Annotated in this window: 19 protein-coding genes; 16 read left to right on the top strand and 3 right to left on the bottom strand. The window is 28.3% G+C overall.

Translation table 11 applies throughout. From position 1 onward, the window contains the following. Positions 1 to 37 precede the first annotated feature (37 nt). From rpsP to rimM, 3 genes are read left to right on the top strand one after another with little or no spacing between them, the layout of a single operon-like run. Positions 38 to 268 (top strand): 30S ribosomal protein S16, encoded by a 231-nt coding sequence (gene rpsP / locus LXN10_RS03220; RefSeq protein WP_375724504.1) that lies wholly within the window; start codon positions 38 to 40, stop codon positions 266 to 268. Positions 269 to 276: 8 nt separating this feature from the next. Beyond that, positions 277 to 516: a KH domain-containing protein gene (locus LXN10_RS03215; RefSeq protein WP_375724503.1), complete on the top strand. Its 240-nt coding sequence runs from the start codon at positions 277 to 279 to the stop codon at positions 514 to 516. Between the two features lie 6 nt (positions 517 to 522). Then, positions 523 to 1,050, top strand: a complete 528-nt coding sequence (rimM, locus tag LXN10_RS03210) for a ribosome maturation factor RimM (RefSeq protein WP_375724502.1) — start codon at positions 523 to 525, stop codon at positions 1,048 to 1,050. Here rimM and LXN10_RS03205 read toward each other — a convergent pair. The 3 genes from LXN10_RS03205 to flgG are packed head-to-tail and all read right to left on the bottom strand — an operon-like array spanning position 1,047 to position 3,557. Further along, on the bottom strand, positions 1,047 to 2,312 hold the full coding sequence (locus LXN10_RS03205; protein ID WP_375724501.1) for a hypothetical protein: 1,266 nt from the start codon (positions 2,310 to 2,312) through the stop codon (positions 1,047 to 1,049). The genes rimM and LXN10_RS03205 overlap by 4 nt on opposite strands. Positions 2,313 to 2,314: 2 nt before the next feature. Beyond that, entirely contained in the window at positions 2,315 to 2,752 is a 438-nt protein-coding gene (locus LXN10_RS03200) for a hypothetical protein (RefSeq protein WP_375724500.1), read from the bottom strand. A 13-nt stretch (positions 2,753 to 2,765) separates the two neighbouring features. After that, positions 2,766 to 3,557, bottom strand: coding sequence for a flagellar basal-body rod protein FlgG (flgG, locus tag LXN10_RS03195; RefSeq protein ID WP_375724499.1), 792 nt, complete (start codon positions 3,555 to 3,557; stop codon positions 2,766 to 2,768). Positions 3,558 to 3,709: 152 nt separating this feature from the next. On the opposite strand from flgG, the gene LXN10_RS03190 reads away from it, so the two are divergent. The 13 genes from LXN10_RS03190 to LXN10_RS03130 all read left to right on the top strand — a co-directional run bounded on the left by LXN10_RS03190 (position 3,710) and on the right by LXN10_RS03130 (position 17,156). Then, positions 3,710 to 4,081, top strand: coding sequence for a response regulator (locus tag LXN10_RS03190; protein WP_129101404.1), 372 nt, complete (start codon positions 3,710 to 3,712; stop codon positions 4,079 to 4,081). Positions 4,082 to 4,101: 20 nt separating this feature from the next. Next, positions 4,102 to 5,259 (top strand): hypothetical protein, encoded by a 1,158-nt coding sequence (locus tag LXN10_RS03185; RefSeq protein ID WP_375724498.1) that lies wholly within the window; start codon positions 4,102 to 4,104, stop codon positions 5,257 to 5,259. 3 nt (positions 5,260 to 5,262) lie between these two features. Further along, complete coding sequence (locus LXN10_RS03180) at positions 5,263 to 5,988, top strand: flagellar hook-basal body protein (RefSeq protein ID WP_375724497.1); 726 nt, start codon at positions 5,263 to 5,265, stop codon at positions 5,986 to 5,988. A 2-nt stretch (positions 5,989 to 5,990) separates the two neighbouring features. Beyond that, positions 5,991 to 6,398 (top strand): flagellar basal body rod protein FlgB, encoded by a 408-nt coding sequence (flgB, locus tag LXN10_RS03175; RefSeq protein WP_375724496.1) that lies wholly within the window; start codon positions 5,991 to 5,993, stop codon positions 6,396 to 6,398. Between the two features lie 16 nt (positions 6,399 to 6,414). Beyond that, positions 6,415 to 8,157, top strand: a complete 1,743-nt coding sequence (gene fliF / locus LXN10_RS03170) for a flagellar basal-body MS-ring/collar protein FliF (RefSeq protein WP_375724495.1) — start codon at positions 6,415 to 6,417, stop codon at positions 8,155 to 8,157. Beyond that, positions 8,158 to 9,162, top strand: coding sequence for a flagellar motor switch protein FliG (gene fliG, locus LXN10_RS03165; protein WP_375724494.1), 1,005 nt, complete (start codon positions 8,158 to 8,160; stop codon positions 9,160 to 9,162). A 3-nt stretch (positions 9,163 to 9,165) separates the two neighbouring features. Beyond that, a complete protein-coding gene (locus LXN10_RS03160; RefSeq protein WP_375724493.1) occupies positions 9,166 to 9,837 on the top strand; it encodes a FliH/SctL family protein in 672 nt (223 codons plus the stop codon). Between the two features lie 136 nt (positions 9,838 to 9,973). Further along, entirely contained in the window at positions 9,974 to 10,261 is a 288-nt protein-coding gene (locus tag LXN10_RS03155; RefSeq protein ID WP_013136293.1) for a FliM/FliN family flagellar motor switch protein, read from the top strand. 9 nt (positions 10,262 to 10,270) lie between these two features. Further along, positions 10,271 to 10,861 carry a flagellar hook assembly protein FlgD gene (locus LXN10_RS03150; protein ID WP_375724492.1) on the top strand — a complete coding sequence of 197 codons (591 nt, stop codon included), beginning with the start codon at positions 10,271 to 10,273 and terminating at the stop codon, positions 10,859 to 10,861. Positions 10,862 to 10,872: 11 nt separating this feature from the next. Continuing rightward, a complete protein-coding gene (locus LXN10_RS03145) occupies positions 10,873 to 12,333 on the top strand; it encodes a flagellar hook-basal body complex protein (protein ID WP_375724491.1) in 1,461 nt (486 codons plus the stop codon). Positions 12,334 to 12,410: 77 nt separating this feature from the next. After that, a complete protein-coding gene (locus tag LXN10_RS03140) occupies positions 12,411 to 14,747 on the top strand; it encodes a flagellar hook-basal body complex protein (protein WP_375724490.1) in 2,337 nt (778 codons plus the stop codon). A gap of 48 nt (positions 14,748 to 14,795) precedes the next feature. Further along, positions 14,796 to 15,125 (top strand): hypothetical protein, encoded by a 330-nt coding sequence (locus LXN10_RS03135; RefSeq protein WP_375724489.1) that lies wholly within the window; start codon positions 14,796 to 14,798, stop codon positions 15,123 to 15,125. Between the two features lie 144 nt (positions 15,126 to 15,269). Continuing rightward, complete coding sequence (locus tag LXN10_RS03130) at positions 15,270 to 17,156, top strand: tetratricopeptide repeat protein (RefSeq protein WP_375724488.1); 1,887 nt, start codon at positions 15,270 to 15,272, stop codon at positions 17,154 to 17,156. Positions 17,157 to 17,175: the final 19 nt, after the last annotated feature.

The following is a 17,175-nucleotide window of genomic DNA, read 5'->3' as shown; positions in this document are numbered from 1 at the left end:
TTAGAATTCAATACTATTAAATAAAAAAAGGAAATACATGACAGTAATTAGATTAACAAGAATGGGTAGAAACAAAAAACCATTTTATAGAATCGTTGTAACAGATTCAAGAAAAAGAAGAGATTCAGGATGGATTGAATCAATTGGTTATTATAACCCAGTAGCAGAACCAAAAGTACTAAAACTTGACGAAGAAAGATATAACTATTGGGTAAGTGTTGGTGCTAAACCTTCTGAAAAAGTTAAAAAACTAGCTGAAGCAAAATAAGTTTTAACATGATTAAAAACTTCATTGAAAGCTATGTTAAGCTTATTGCTAGTAATCCAGACTCAATTGTTGTATCTGAAAAGCAAATTGACGATACTTTTGTTGAAGTTACTATAAGTGCTGATACTCACGATGTGGGAAAACTTATAGGGAAAAATGGAAATATGATAAATGCTTTAAAAACTATGGCTAATGGCTGTAAAGCAAAAGACGGAGTATCATATAAAATACAAGTAGTTGCAAACTAACTTAAGATGGAAAATAAAATCTATGTAGCTAAGCTTGGAAAATCAGTAGGATTAAATGGAGAAATTAAAATCTTCCTTGATTCTGATTTTCCAGAGCAATTTAAAAAAGGTGCTATATTTATAACTAACAAAGGTAATTCACTTACCGTAAATAGTTTTAATGAATCAAGAGGTACTATTAATTTTGATGAAATTAATAATATTGATGACGCAAAAAAACTAACAAATCAACAACTATTTACAACACAAGAAAATACTAAAGAAAATTGCAAATTAAATAAAGACCAATTCTTTTGGTTTGATTTAATAGATTGTATGGTATTTGAAAATGAAGAAAACTTAGGATCGATTGTTGAAATTCATAGGTATCCACTTGGTGACTATTTTGAGATTAAAACAGAAAAATCTTTGGTGGAAAAAGATTTTCCCAAAACTTTTTTACTTCCTTATGAAAAAAACTACATCAAAAGTGTAGATATTAAAAGTAAAAAAATTGAAGCAAAAGATGCAAGAGCTATTTTAGAAAATAGCTAGTAATTACATCTTTTATCATACTCTTCAGTTGTATAGTCATAAATCTCAACATTTATATTATATTTAAGTAAATACTCTTCGGCAACTTTTTCTCTTTCTATATCGTTTTCAAATGGACCTACAAAGATCTCTACATTGTTTTGATAGTCTCTACATAATGTTACATTATCATTAACTGAATAAATTTGATCAAGATATGATTTGTATATATCTTTGCTTTTTGTTTGTATTTTTATAACTTTTACAAACTGATTTACCTTCTCTTTAACTGGTGGTGCCGGATCTATCTTTACTACTTCATTCTCTTTTGTAGTGTCTTCAATTGTTGGTGGAGTTGTTTCTTCAACTTTTTTTGGTTCTTCTTGAGTATTTGTAGTTACTGATGTATTTTCACTTGGAGTAGTTGTTGTTACAGTTGTTGTATCTGTATTATCCGTAGAAGTATTATCTGTAATTGTATTTTCTTCTTTTGCTGTATCATCTTTTGTGATAACATTATCTATTTGTTTATCTATATTATCATCAATATTTTGTTTTTTAATAGCTGGAAGTTCTTCTTCCATTCTTTTTCTTTCAGCTTCTTTTATTTTCTCAATTTTTGCTAATCTTTCCATTTCTAGTTGTTTTTTTGCTTCAAGATATAAGTTCTCTTTCTCTTGAGCTTTTTGTTCTTCTGTAGTAGAATTTTCAACTATTTCATATTTTGTTAAAAGATTTAACTTTTTGTTCAATCGATTAGCATCAATATCATTTGGTGTAAATTGGTACTCTTCTTTTTGAACTTTAGCTTCTTGTGCTTTTGGTTGCTTTACAACAGGCTCTGGATCAAAAACTCCAATTAAATAAAGTACTGCACCAATTGAAACTAAAGATAATAATATTGAAACTGCTATTGTAAGTATTTTGATAAATTTATTTTGTTTTTTCTGAATTGGAAGTTCTTCATTTAATTCAATATCTTCACCATAATTAGTGGATGCATTATTTAAGTTAATATCATCAACAGGTGAAATTTCATCTTCATTTGAATTTGTAGATTTAGGTTCATTACTATTACTTTGAATCTCTTCTATTACTTCTTCATCTTCTGAAGGATCGTCATCTCTTATTAAAGATTCTATCTCTTCATCGGAAAGAGAAGACTTTCTTCCCTCAACTAATAAATCTTCACTTTTCTTTTCGTCAAGAACTTCTTCTAAACCTAAGTTTTGCATAGTTTCTTCTAAAAGTTCTGCTTCAGTTTTTTCTTTATTTTCTGCCATTTTTACTCTTTAGATGATGATTTTCTATATTCTTTTTGTCTTAGTAATATCTTTTCTTTGTTTTCTTCGTAATATCTTTTTCTGTATTCTTTTAGTTCTTCTTTTTTCTTTTCTCTGTATTCTTTGTCATATTCTAGTCTTTTTTCTCTATTTTCTAGATAATAGCTTTTCTTTTGATTTCTGTAGTCTTTTATTTTTTGAATAATTTTATCTTTTCTGCTATCTACATGGGATTTTTGTTTTTTAATAATTTCTTTTATTTTTAAATCGAAATTATCAATATTTAAATCATTTTCATAATCATAAATTTGTTGTTTAGACTTTTTTAATGATTCGTTAGACTCTTTTTCCAACTTCTTTTTTAGATAATATTCTCTTTTCTTTTTTTTATGATCTAAAAAATTTCGCTCTCTGAGTCTTTTTAATTCTTCTAAATCCATTTTAACCTAATTATTAACTAGTTTTTAATTGATTTGCTATTGTTAATAGCTTATCTGCAGTTTGAATTGCTTTTGAATTTGCTTCATAAGCTCTTTGAGCAGTTATTAAATCTACCATCTCTGTTACTAGTTTTACATTAGACATTTCAACAAATCCTTGTCTAAGATTTCCAAATTGTTCTTCTGTAGGATTTGCATCAATTGGGTCACCTGAGGCTGTTGTGGCTTTGAAAAGTGATTCACCCAATGGTTCTAGCCCTGCTGAGTTTACAAAATCCGATAAAGTTATTTGCCCAACTTCTTGCTCTTCACCTGTTGTTGGATCAGTTGCAGTGATTAGTCCATCTGCAGCTACATTTATTTTTATTAAATTATCTGGGATAACAATTTCAGGATCTAATAAGTATCCATTACCATTTACTATTGAACCATCACTATTAACTTTGAATTGTCCATTTCTAGTATATGCTGTTTCACCATCAGGCATAGTTATTCTAAAAAAGCCTTTACCTTCTATGGCTATATCTAAGTCATTACCTGTTGATTGTAGGTCACCTTCTGTAAAAGACTTTTGTATACCTGAAATTCTAACTCCAGAACCTACATCAATTCCTGTTGGATTTCTAGTGTCTTGACTAGTGGCACCACCTGTATAATTTAATCTTTGATACATTAAGTCTTGAAATTCAGCTCTGTCTTTTTTAAATCCAGCCGTATTTACATTTGAAATATTATTTGAAGTAACATCAATTTGATGCTGCTGAGCGTACATTCCTGAGGCTGCTGTATACATTCCTTTTATCATGGTGAATCCTTTATTGACAAAATACTATACATTATATTTAAAGAATTTTTAAATTCAAATAAATTTGAAGACAAATATACCTAATATTAAGTATAGATTTAAAACAAATTAATTATAATAGAAGAAATTTTAAATTTAACAAAGGTGTATAAATGAAAATACTAATAGTTGATGATAGTTCTACTATGAGAAGAATTATTGGTAATGTTGTGATGCAGTTAGGAATTGATAAAGAAGATTTCGATGAAGCTGAAGATGGAGTAAAGGCTTGGAATAAATTGGCTAGCAAACAATACGATGTTATTTTAACTGATTGGAATATGCCTAATATGAATGGCTTAGATTTAGTTAAAAAAGTAAGAAAAGAGGGTAATCATCAAAGTACACCTATAATTATGATTACTACTGAAGGCGGTAAAGGGGAAGTTATTACTGCTTTAAAAGCTGGAGTAAATAATTATATTGTTAAACCTTTTAATGCAGAGATATTAAAAGAAAAATTAGATGGTGTATTTAAAAAATAGTTAAATAAAAAGGCATAACTATGAGTATGAGTCAAGAAGAAATCGAAGCCTTAATGAATGGATTAGATATCTCTGAAAATGAAAATTCTACAAGTGATGATGCATCATCAGATGAAAATGATTCTGATAACATGTCTGAGGATGATATTGCAAATTTAATTGCAGAAACAAATTTGTCAAATAAAAAAGTAGAAGATGAAGATTCTTCAGATACTACATCTAAAAGTTCTGAAGAACCAGAAACAGACAGTACAGAAAAAATGTCAGATAATGATATTGATGCTTTATTAAACTCTCTAGAAGATGAACCAGAAGAAGAAACTTCAGTTTCTAGTGATGAAATAGACTCAATAATTAATGGTATTGTTTCAGATGATGAAAAAAGTACTGAAACTGTCAATAAGTCTGAAAGTAATGAAACTGTTGATACAAGTGAAATTGATGATTTAATTGCTGGATTAGAGAATGATAAAGATAGCGAAAGTGAATCATCTGATGATGATTATTTAAAAGATTTAGACCTTAATCTTGATGCAGAATCGATTGATGAACTTGATAAAGTTGAAGTAAAAGAAGAACCTCAGGAAGAGCCTCAAGAAGAACCAGAAGTAACAAGTACTCCTCCTAATAAAAAAAGAGGAAATAATGTTGTTAATGTTGAACAAATAAATATACCTAATCAATTGGGAGAAGTTGCTAATGACTCAGAAGAAAAAGCAACTAAAATATTTGATGCCTTAAGTTATATTTTAGAAGATAATGAAGAGCTTAGAAAAACAACTAAATCTTTAGATGGTTTTATTCAATCTCAACATAAGATGTTGGAGATGTTAAATCAAAAATTTCCAAATGTAAAAGAATTCTCAGAAAATTTAGAATCAGTAAAAGAGCTTCTTGATAAACCAAAAGAGATTCAATCTAGACTTCATAATAGAGATAAAGAACTTTTTGAAACAATGGAATTAATGCAGTTTCATGATATAAATAGACAAAAAATAGAAAGAGTAATGGGCTTAGTGATAAATCTTTCTCGTCAACTAAACTCTATATTTGATGATGAAACAAATAGTGTTAATATCCCTGGTGCTACTCATTTACCAGGAGATACTTCTAATGATTTGGTAAATAGTGATGATTTAGAATCATTAATTGCAGAATTTGGAAAAAGTAAGGATTAAATTATGAATCAAGGTATGTATCCACTAGCAGCAGCAATGGTAAATCAAATAAATAGAGTTGATACTGTGTCTAATAATTTGGCAAATAGTAGAACTATAGGATTTAAGCAAGAAAACTTAGCTGAAGGTACTTTTAACAATTATTTATTAAAAGCAAACCTTGAAGGTAAAAAGTCTGAGTATATAAATGAATTGACAAATAAAGTTCCTAAAATCGATCAAAAATTTATTGATAGTTCACAAGGTCCAATAGTTCAAACAGGAAATGATTTAGATTTTGCTTTAAAAGAGCCTCAAACTTTTTTTGCAGTTTTAGACCAAAATGGTAATGTTGAATATACAAAAGATGGTTCATTTAAAAACCTTGATGGTTTTTTAGTTGATTCAAAAGGGAATAATGTTTTAAGTGCAGATGGAGAGCCAATAGCTATTGAAGAAGGTTACAAACAAGCGATTGGAGTATTTAATATTGATTACAACAATTTAGAAAAATTTGGAGATAATAATTACAAATTAAAAGATGAACAACAAGCAGCAGTACAAGTTCAGGCAATGGAAGACAATGAAAATTTTGTACTTCAAGGTTCTCTAGAACAATCAAATGTTAATAGTGTTATGGCTATGGTTCAATTAATTGAAGCTCAAAGAAGTTATGAGCAATCACAAAAAGGCATAACCGGTATTGATAGTATGAATAAAACAATAATCCAAAAATTAGGTAATGGTTAATTATGAAACCAAGTAATGTAAGCGAACTTTTATTTAATACATTAAGTTATAGGGCAGAGAGACAAAAGGTTATATCTAGTAATATTGCTAATATAAATACTCCTGATTATAAGACAAAAGACTTAAGTTTTGAATCACAATTACAAGAAAAAAATAAGCAAAAAGATTTACAATTAGTTACAACTAATCAAAATCATATTAAATCAAAAGAAAATAATGATAAGAATTCAAAAATGGAAGTCTATGAAGTTGAGAATTTACAAGAACAAAATGATGGGAATAATGTAAACTTAGATACTCAAATGAGTGAAATGGCAAAAAATAATACAATGTTTCAAGCAATACAAGGTTCAATAAGAAAAGATGTTACTTTTTTCACATCAGTTATAGACGCTTCTGCCAAAAACTAATTAGGATAAATAATATATGGATCAACTTTTAAAGTTTGTAAATAATTTAAATTCTGCTCAAAGAGCTGTAATAATAGGAGGTTTTTCTCTTTTATTGGTTCTTCTACTTGGATTATTAATTTATTCGAATGTGAAAGCTGAAGATAGTAAGTTAAATTACACAATTGCTACTAACCTTACAAAAAACCAAGTTATGTTAGCTTCAAGTGAATTAGAGGCATCTGGAATTTTATTTTCAGTTGTTGGAAGTGGTAATTCTCTTACTTTAAAAACATCAAAAGATTTTATAAATATTGCAAAGATAAAATTAGTAACAAGTGATGCTGCAACAAATAAGCATGTTGGTTGGGAAATTTTTGAGAAATCTTCTTTAGGTACAACCAACTTTGAAAATAAGGTTAAGTACTTAAGAGCTTTAGAGGGTGAACTTTCAAGAGCATTGGAATCACTATCTGGAATATTAAGAGCTTCAGTAAAACTAGCTATTCCAAAAGAAACAATTTTTACAGAAAGAAAAACACCTCCTACAGCATCTGCAGTTTTGAGTTTAAAACCAGGTGTATTTTTAACTCAAAAACAAATCGATGGAATCAAAAACTTTATTGCTTCTGCAATTCCTAATTTAACAATTGAAAATATTAAACTTATAGATCAAGATGGTTCAATTCTAGAACAATCAAAAGAAGAAGCAGACAATTTAAGTTCAGTAACTCAAAATAAGTATAAAAAAAGACTAGAAAAAGAGTTTGAAGGTAAAATTGTAGATTTATTAGAACCTTTTGTTGGGAAAGGAAGAGTAGTAGCTAGAGTTTCACTAAGTCTGAATTTTTCTAAAAAACATACTCAAGAAGAGATTTATGAGCCAGAAGGAACTATTAGGAGTCAACAAACTACTGAAAATACTTCTTCTTCTGATGGCGTCGTAAAAGATACAGCAGCTGTACCTGGCGTACAAAGTAATATTCAAGCACCACAACCTGAGGGGAATAATGGAACTACTTCATCAAAAAATGAGAGTTCTAAAAATATAATAAATTATGAAATTTCTAAAAGAGTCATAGACCATGAAGATAAAAACTATTCGACCATAAATAAAATTACAGCAGCTGTAACTTTTGATTCTACTGCTTTAACTAATGTTCAAAATAAAGATGAGTTTATTAATAATATTGTAGAAGTAGTTCAAGATACAATAGGTTATGATGAAAAAAGAGGTGATAAAATCACTGTAAAAGATTTCAAGTTTGTTACTTATGATAATAAATCAAATCTTGATGCAAATGGTAATCCAATAGTTGAAGATTCTGGTGATACAATTGGTATGGTAAAAGCTATTTTGGCTGAATTTAGTGAATACTTCCAATACTTAATAGCAATGATTTTATTATTTATTTTTTATAGAAAATTTATTGTAAAAAATGATGTCGTAATTTTAAGTGATGGCCTTGGAAGTGCAGGAACTGGAAAAGCTGGTAGTGGAAAAGGTAAAGATATTAATATTCCTGGCGTAACTGATGACACTAAATTAGAAGATGAATTTAATTTAGATAGTGCAAAAGGTAGGTTAAAATCTAAAGTAAGAAGTCAGATTTTAAATAATCTTGAAGGATTAGATGAAGAATCAGCTGCTAAATATGAAGTATTAATAGAAGAAATTGATAGAATAATCAATAATGAACCAGCTGAAATGGCAAAAATGATAGAGTTGCTATTAGCAGAAGATAGTGGCAAAAAATATAATAATAAGAAAGGAAAATAGATGCAAAACCCACTAGATCATGAACTGACTAAGGGTATGCCAATGCTACAAAAAGTGGCTACCTTTTTTGTATTAATTGGAGAAGAAGCAACTGTTAAAATTTTCCAACATTTACCTAGACATATTGTAGAAAATATTTCTACGGCTATTACACAATTAGGCTCAATTGATAAAGATACTTCATTAGCTATTTTAGAAGAGTTTCATTTATATACTAGAACAAAAGGATTTATTAGTTCTGGTGGATATGATTATGCAAAAGATCTTTTATATAAATCTTTAGGTAAAAGTGATGCGGATGAAATTTTAGCTAAATTATCTAAAATGCAATTAGCTTCACAATCATTTAATTATCTTGATGCTATTAACCCAAAACAATTAGCAGATTTTATTAAAGAAGAATCTCCTCAAACAATTGCAGTTATTTTAGCTCATATGAATGCAAATGGTGCTGCTGATGTTTTAAATCAATTGGATGAAGATGTAAAAGTAAAAGTAACAATGCAAATGGCTACAATAAAAGATGTATCACCAGATGTTGTAAGAACTATTTCAATAGTTTTAGAAAAAAAGCTAGAATCACTTTTATCTTCTATTGTAGATGTAGGTGGTGTAAAAGTTGTTGCTGATATGTTAAATAGAATGGGACCAAAATCTCAAGACATACTTAAAAATATCAATGGTGTAGATACAGCACTAGCTACAAAAATTAAAGAGAACATGTTTGTATTTGAAGACTTACTTGCTTTAGATAAAGATGATATAATGAAAATACTTCAAAATGTAGAAATGGCAGATGTTGCAGTTGCTATGAAAAATGCAACAGAAGATGATCTTGCCGTTGTACGAAGTGCAATGTCACAAAGAGCTAGTGATAGATTTCAAGAAGAGTTTGAAATGCTTACAAAAGTTAAAATTAAAGATATTGAATCAGCTCAACGAAAAATGCTTGATGCAGCCCAAAAACTTATTGAAGAGGGTGTAATTGAGAGGGAAGTAGAATAACAAATGGAAAAAAACAATGTATACTCTAATGCAAAAGTAATTAAATCAAAAGATGGAATTGAAAATTTTCAATTAGGAACTTTTTTAAATACTGGTGAAATTACTCAAAATGATCAAATGCAAAAGATTGCAAAATTAGATGAGAAGCAAGTAAGTATTAATGGTGATCAAATATTAGCTGAAATTAAAGCACTTGCAGGAACAATTGCTGCTGTTCAACAAAAAGTTGATGGCTTGGAGCATATTGGATTAGCAGGTGGCAAAGATATAGATCATCAAGTTGTTCAAGCAATCAAAGATTTGAAACATTATGCAGCTTTTTTTGAACAAGCAACATTTCAATTAGAAACTAAGATTCTAAGAACATCTATTTCAATAGCACAAAAAATTATCTCAGTAGAAATAGGTGAAAACTCAGCAAAAATTGCAAAAGAGACTATTCATAATATATTAGACAAAATTAAAACTGCTTCAAAAGTAAAGATTCATCTAAATCCTAGAGACTTTGAACTTTTGAAAAATGACTTAAATCTTGAAGGTACTCATATCTCTTTAGTTCAAGATGGAAATGTAACTGCTGGAGGTGTTGTAATTGCCAGTGACCTAGGAAATTTTGATGGGAATATAGAAGCAAAAGTAAACTCAATGCTAGAATCACTTGATTCTATAATGTAAAATTCTACAAAAATAAATATTAGCTTAATATAGCTAAAACTATCTAAAAATAACTATTTTTATTACTTTTTATAAAATTAAATCTAATTCATTGTGATATAATTCATTATAAAATTAAACAAAGAGACTTAAATTTATGGAAATTAATGACAGAGCATACGATCTTTTAGTTGATACTCAAATTACTGTAGATGTAATGCTTGGTAGTGCAAATATTACTATTAAAGACTTTCTGGATTTAGGTGAAGGTGACATATTATCACTTGACAAAGCAGCAGGAGCTGGAGGTGATATTTATGTTAACAGTAGAATTATTGGTACGGGAGATATTATCGTTATTGATGAAAAATTAGCAGTTAGAGTTCAAGATGCTATGGATTCAGATAATGTTGTAAGATATTTCTTTGATGAAAATATGTTATAGGAGAAAATTATGGCAACTACAGATAATGTACAAGTAAGTACTGCTACTGGTGTAAATGGTCAGCAGTATACACAAGCTATTAGTAATGATAAGCTTACAAATGAAGATTTTTTAAATTTAATGTTAGAACAAATGAAACAACAAGATCCAACTAAGCCTATGGATTCACAAAGTATGCTTGATTCACAAATGCAAATGTCAACAATTGAGACAAACTTAGATATGTCAACTTCAATGAAAGCATTACAACAATCTTTTGCTCAAATGAATTTATCAACAGCAACTAATGTTATAGGTAAAATAGTTGAAACTGATGAATTAGGAGATGATGGACTTAGAAGAGCTTATCAAATTGGTTCAGCAGAAACAATAAATGGTGAAATTTATGTAGAAGGTCTTGAAATTATAACAAATGAAAAAGGTGAATTAACTTATGCTAATGAAACTACTAAAATCCCATATAGTAGCATAAGTAGAATTAATTATACTCCTACTTCAGGATCAGGTGGAAGTACGAACCCACCAGATACAACAACTGGTGATGATACAACTACAGTTGAAAATAATACTGGTTCATCTGATACAACAACAAATAGCTAAGGAAAAGAATTATGAATGGTAGTTTATACAATGCATTATCAGGTATTAGTGCAGCATCTAATTATGTTGATGTAACATCAAATAATATTGCTAATGTAAATACTATTGCTCATAAAGAAAGTAGAATTTCTTTTTCTGATTTAATGTATCAAAATGGAGAAGGTAAAGGTGTTGGAGAAGGAACAATAAATAAAACATTTAGACAAGGCGGAGTAAAGGATACAAATAATCCATACGACTTTGCAATACAAGGTAAAGGTTTTTTTGTTGTAACTGATCCAGAGACTAATAAAACATTTTATACTAGAGCTGGAAACTTTTTAGAATCTAAAGATGGGATACTTGTAAATAATCAAGGTTTAGAGGTAATGGGACTTCAAACAAAAGTTATATCTACAACAACTTCTGATGGTACAACTGCTTTTGGTGATAATTATACTATGCCATTAGCATCAGCAATAATTACACAAGAAGATAGAACTTTATCAATTAATGCTAAATCAACTGATTACCGAGATAGTGCAACAGATGTAGGTGTTTCAGGAAATAATTATAAAACAGCAAATTCTGTTATTTCAGATATTGAGTTATTAAAAAAAGATTATACAGATAAGTTAAAATTATTAGAGTCTAATCCAAATGAAGTTTCAGTTTCTTCTACTTTTCAAGAATCAAAGATTAATTACAAAGATTATGAAACAAAATTAAATAATTCAAATGATGTTTTAAAATTGAATCTAGGGAATGTTGAAATTAAACAAAATTTTGATATTGATGCCTTAACAACTATGAAAAAACTAGCTGACCAGATTTCAGATGAAGAGGGATATTCCGCTTCTTTTGATCCTGCTACAAGTACTTTAACAATTAATAATTTAGTAGCAGGAAGAAATACAAAGATTACTTCACCAACTATAAACGCAACTGAAGCAACTGTTGATACCGTTGATGCAATTAAAGGTTCAGGTTTAGCAATGGTTGAGTCTTCAAGAGATGCTTTAAATCAAGCTGTACAATTAGCAAATGCAAAGTTTCTTGATATTCAAAATGGTATTCCAGCACCAAATCAAGCAACACTTACCCTTGAACCTATAAACTTAAAATTAACAAATATAGGTTTAGCATCATATAATGATACAAAATTTAGTGTTGCAGATGATGGAGTTTTGTTATTAACACAAGGAAGTAATACTTATGTTGTTGGTAGAGTATCAACTGTATATTTTCCTGATGAACAAAGTTTAAATGCAGAAGGTGATAATTTATATACAAAAACAAAAGATTCTGGTGAGCCAAAGAATGCAGATATATTAAATAATATAGCTGCAAATAGTGTTGAAGTAAGTAATATAAGTACATCAACAGCACTTACGAAACTTATTGTTGCACAAAGAGCTTTTGAAGCTAATTCAAAATCTATGACAACATCTGATGATTTTTTAAAGACAGCAATACAACTTAAAACTACATAAGATGTCTATTAATTAGTACTTAAGAAGTATTAATTAATAAACATAAAATGTTTATAATTTATCTAAAAGGATAAGCCATGATTGGAGCACTATGGACAGGAATTTCAGGTCTATCAGCACAACAAAAAGCTTTAGACAATGAGTCACATAATATTGCGAATGTTAATACAATAGGTTACAAATCATCAAGAATCTCTTTTGCTGACCAAATGTATCAAGACAAAATAGGAAAAGGTGCTAAAATTCTAGATGCTGAAAAACTTTATACTCAAGGTGGATTTAAATCTACAGGAGTTAATTTTGATATGGCATTATCGGGAAGTGGTTTTTTTACTGTAAGTAATAAAAGCTCAACTGGTACTAGTGAAACTTTTTATACAAGAGCTGGTAACTTTAGAATGGGTGATAATGGAACTTTGCAAGATGCAGCAGGGAATGAAGTTCAAGGTTGGGCAATGAGTGCTATTACTTCTCAAGATAGATTGTCAACTAACCCTAATATTGATGTTTTCACAAGTGCGTATACAGAACTTTTAACATCAAAAATAGTAAGTCTTAATAAATCAGTTGAAACATATACCGCAAAAGCTACAGACTATACTCAAACTGCAAAAGATGATGTATCTACTGTTTATTCTGGCTATGGACTTAAGAGTAAGGGATCAAAAATAGATGATGTAAAAGAGTTAATTAAAAACTATTCAGATGCATTATCTGAATATCAAGATAATCCTGATGGTCCTTCTCAAAGTGCTATTGCTCAAAAAACTCAAATCAATTTTCTTGGTACTGATTTAACTAAAGAACAAGATTTGATATATGTATATATTAATGGTGATAAAATATCTCAAACATATGTACCTAAAACTGCAAGAATGTCTGATGATGGAAGTAGAATGTTAACAGATGTTGAAGCAAGTCAAATAGCAACATATAAAGCACTAGCTGATCAAATTTCTGATAAAACAGGATATGTAGCTTATACGGTTACAGATGAAGATATTACAGGAACTACAGAAACTGGTAGTGCAATAGATTCTTTTGAATCTTTTGATACTTTTACAAAGTCTACAAAAGACTTAGATGTTTTACACGGAATGATTCAAATAGAATCAATGGTTCCTGGAAAAGAGTTTAAGATTACTGAAGTTGGAGAGTATTCTGGTGCTTATGTTTATGGATCTTTTAATGAAACAACAAGTGCAACAAATGTACAAGTAGGTACGGGTCTTGGTGGTTTACAAAGTGCTAGAGATGCTTTGGCTAAAGCTATTACTGGTAATCAACGAGATGTTTTTACAATGGAAGAATTAAATCTTAATGGTTCAGATTCATACACTTTTGATTTTAGTGTATATGATAAAGATTTAGAAAAAACTATTAATTTTGGTTCTGCAATTAGTGTTGATCCAACAACAAATATAGATACTGTTATTGCAAATCTTACTTCAGGAACATCAGTTTCAGTTGCTAATTTTAATAAATACTTTACAGCTAAAAATATCAATGGTTCTCTTGTTATTGAGGCAAAAGAGTATGATGTAGAATTTAGTACTGAATTATTTGCTAAGGCAGCAAGCTATACAACAGCAGCTAGTGGAACAAATTATACCTTTAAAGGAAATGATGCTATTTTGGCAAATGGGCAAACTAGTTTTTCTATAACTGTTCCAGCTATAACTTTAGGTGATGGTACAGTTATAAGTGGCATAAGTGCCACAGGAGGAAGTATAAATTCACCTAGAGATTTAGATACTCTTGCTGGTAAACTAAATGATTTATTTTCTAAGAATACAGCGACTAATGCTAGTGGAAGAACAGTTTCCACTCCATATAATGCAATTGTTGTTAATGGGAATTTAATTATTGAACAAACTTCAGGTGGTGCAGTTTATCCAGCTAATTTAACTATAAATAAACTTGCAGGTGGTATTGACAAAAATGCTGATGCTTCTGGTCGTAAAGGTACAGGTGCAGAGTTTTTAGAGATCAAAACTACCCTTGATCAAACTTCTTCTCAAGATTCTTTACAATTGAGGCTTGATACCCTTGGCATATCAGATTCCGGTTTTGGTGAGTTTTCAGTTAATGATGCAGGTTTAATTATAATGAAACAAGATGGAGCAGAGTTTGCTATTGGACAAGTTTCTATTGCATTGTTTAATAATGAAAGAGGATTAGATCCAATGGGAGATAACCTTTTGGCAAAAACTACTCAAAGTGGTGAACCAACATTTAATATAAATAATGATAGAACAGCTACTATTTTAGGTAAAAACCTAGAGTTAAGTACCGCAAATTTAAGTGAAAGTTTAGTAAACTTAATGGTATTTCAAAGAGCATTTGAGGCAAATGCTAAATCAATTACAACTGCAGATGCACTGCTAACAACACTGATTCAGTTAAAACGATAATAAATAAAATAGATAGATTTCTCTATCTATTTTTTAAAGAGGTTAAATTTGGAAAATTTTTTATTGATTTTGTTTTTATTAGTAATGCTTTTATACTATTTTTCTACAACAAATGTATATAAATCATTATATGTAAAAATTAATGAAGAAAAGAATGTATTAGAAGAAGAGAAAAATAAATATACCCAACTAATGGAAAGATACAATAAACAAGTTATTGCGCAAGATGATGCTTTAAAAAATACAGAAAATAATCTCTCTGTTGCACGAAATGATTTAAGAGCTTCAAAACTTGAAAACAATGACTTAAAACATCAAGTTGATAAACTTAAGAAGAGGTCAGAAGAGCTCTATGCTCAAGTCAATACTATGATTTAATAGGAGCTTGTTATTAAACTAGTTATTCATAGAAAAAAAGTTTTACTTTTTTTCCTAATTATTATTTTCCAATTTAACTTATTTGCAGATGAAGATATTTCAAAGTTAGAATCACAACCTGATGTTTTGTTTAAATACAAAGATTTGAAAAATAATCAAAAAATGCTATCTCAACAAGTAGAATTTAATAATGCGGTTCTTCTTTTAGAAAAAGGTGAATATTTAAAAGCTATAGATATTTTAAAAGATACTTCTAAGTTTTTAAAAATACCCTCATATTTAAATATAGGTATTGCATATTATAAATTAAACTCTATGCATAATGCCAAAGTATATTTAGAAAGAATTTATGCGTATGATGCAGCTATTACTGAAGATACTTATTCATATATGTCTGCTTGTTATTATTTATATTTAATTTCAGATAATGAAAAGTTCTTAAAAAAAATCATCCAATTAGCTAAAACAAAAAAAGATTTATCAGAACATTCAAAGAGATTAATAGCTGATACTTTTATAATCTTGAAAGATTATAAAATGGCACTTTCTCTTTTGGAAACAATGGATTATGCTTCTGATTTTAAAAAAGGTTTATTATTAATTAAATTAAAAGATTATGAAAAAGCTGATTTATTATTAACAAAAGCTTATTCTAATAATGTTAATTTAACTACAAAAGATAAAATATTGTGGTTTATGGTTTTTAGTAATTTAAAATCAAATAATCTTGAAAAGCTAAATGATAATTTAGATTTAATAGCTGAAAGAAAATCTTCATTTGAAGCTAATAAAGATTTAGAACTTAAAATGTTTTTTAACAAAAATAAATATACACCAGATGAGTATTTTAAATTTATTACAAAATTTGATTTAAATAGAAAAATTGATTATATTTATTATTTTGCTCCATATATTTTCTCAGATAATGAAGAGATTATGTATGATTCTACAAAAGGTTTTATATTTAAAGATAAAAGTAGTTTAGATAATCTGGATGATATGATTTCTTATAATGCTTCATTTTTAAAACTTATAAAAAAAGATCCAATACAAAAAGTTGCTGAACTAAAAAAAATGCTAAATAAAGATACCAAGTCATATATTTATTATAACTTAGCTTTATCTTATGCTCAAATAGATGATTTTTATAATGCTTTAAAATATTTTGAACAAGCAACAAAACTTAATCCTGGAAATAAGTTATATTCAGCAATGACATTAATTACTGCAATTCGTTCTAATACTACAATTAGTGATAAAGATTATTTGGATACTAACATTAAACTAAAAAAAGGTATGTATCAATATTTTGGACAAAAAATATATAATTTAATAATAAATGATAAAATTGGAACAGCAACAGAACCTAAACACTATACTAAAACTATTTTTTATAAAGCATTAGATTTTTTACCTAAATTTATTGATGGTACAGCCACTTTAGATGAACCTTTAATAAAAGATAATTTTAAAGAACCACTTACTTTTTTATTAAAAGAAGTTATAAAACGAAAAAATGAAAATGATTTTACTTATTTTTCCAGATTACAAGATACAGTTCCATTAAAAATTAACAATAATTTTCTTGATGGTTCAATATTAATCACGCAATATTATATAGATTTATTAAAGGCTTTGGGTTTGTTTAATAAAGCAGATTTTAGTATGGAAAGTAATATTACGCCAACATATTTAAGAACTAAAGCATTAAAACTATTACATGATGGTTATCCTAAAAAAGCTTTAAGTCTTATAGAAACATTACAAAGTGAATATAAACTTGAAGATAAATATACTATGTATTTAGTAGTTGCTTGTTATTTAGATGATAATAGATATAACGATGCATCTGTTCAAATTTCCCTAATAAAGGGATTATTAAATGATAGTGATGCAGATTTTTTAACAGGTGTTCAGTTGATTCAAGAATTAAAAATAAGTAGTGCAAAACAATTTTTTTTAAAGCCTTATTTGGATGATATGATAGATTTTAAGATTGAAGGTTTTGATAAATTTTTAGAAAGTCTCTAATTTTTTATTAATTTAAATT

Source organism: Arcobacter iocasae, assembly GCF_042214795.1.
In the GTDB taxonomy this organism is placed as follows: domain Bacteria; phylum Campylobacterota; class Campylobacteria; order Campylobacterales; family Arcobacteraceae; genus Arcobacter; species Arcobacter iocasae.
Note: the sequence above shows the minus strand (reverse complement) of the source record. Positions and strands in the feature narration are given on the sequence as shown.

Coding starts and splice junctions, on each gene's coding strand:
- fliG (WP_375724494.1), top strand. CDS start 8,158: ATGCAAAACCCACTAGATCATGAACTGACTAAGGGTATGCCAATGCTA.
- fliF (WP_375724495.1), top strand. CDS start 6,415: ATGGATCAACTTTTAAAGTTTGTAAATAATTTAAATTCTGCTCAAAGA.
- LXN10_RS03155 (WP_013136293.1), top strand. CDS start 9,974: ATGGAAATTAATGACAGAGCATACGATCTTTTAGTTGATACTCAAATT.
- LXN10_RS03180 (WP_375724497.1), top strand. CDS start 5,263: ATGAATCAAGGTATGTATCCACTAGCAGCAGCAATGGTAAATCAAATA.
- LXN10_RS03160 (WP_375724493.1), top strand. CDS start 9,166: ATGGAAAAAAACAATGTATACTCTAATGCAAAAGTAATTAAATCAAAA.
- LXN10_RS03145 (WP_375724491.1), top strand. CDS start 10,873: ATGAATGGTAGTTTATACAATGCATTATCAGGTATTAGTGCAGCATCT.
- LXN10_RS03140 (WP_375724490.1), top strand. CDS start 12,411: ATGATTGGAGCACTATGGACAGGAATTTCAGGTCTATCAGCACAACAA.
- LXN10_RS03190 (WP_129101404.1), top strand. CDS start 3,710: ATGAAAATACTAATAGTTGATGATAGTTCTACTATGAGAAGAATTATT.
- LXN10_RS03215 (WP_375724503.1), top strand. CDS start 277: ATGATTAAAAACTTCATTGAAAGCTATGTTAAGCTTATTGCTAGTAAT.
- LXN10_RS03150 (WP_375724492.1), top strand. CDS start 10,271: ATGGCAACTACAGATAATGTACAAGTAAGTACTGCTACTGGTGTAAAT.
- rimM (WP_375724502.1), top strand. CDS start 523: ATGGAAAATAAAATCTATGTAGCTAAGCTTGGAAAATCAGTAGGATTA.
- LXN10_RS03185 (WP_375724498.1), top strand. CDS start 4,102: ATGAGTATGAGTCAAGAAGAAATCGAAGCCTTAATGAATGGATTAGAT.
- flgG (WP_375724499.1), bottom strand. CDS start 3,557: ATGATAAAAGGAATGTATACAGCAGCCTCAGGAATGTACGCTCAGCAG.
- LXN10_RS03200 (WP_375724500.1), bottom strand. CDS start 2,752: ATGGATTTAGAAGAATTAAAAAGACTCAGAGAGCGAAATTTTTTAGAT.
- LXN10_RS03205 (WP_375724501.1), bottom strand. CDS start 2,312: ATGGCAGAAAATAAAGAAAAAACTGAAGCAGAACTTTTAGAAGAAACT.
- flgB (WP_375724496.1), top strand. CDS start 5,991: ATGAAACCAAGTAATGTAAGCGAACTTTTATTTAATACATTAAGTTAT.
- rpsP (WP_375724504.1), top strand. CDS start 38: ATGACAGTAATTAGATTAACAAGAATGGGTAGAAACAAAAAACCATTT.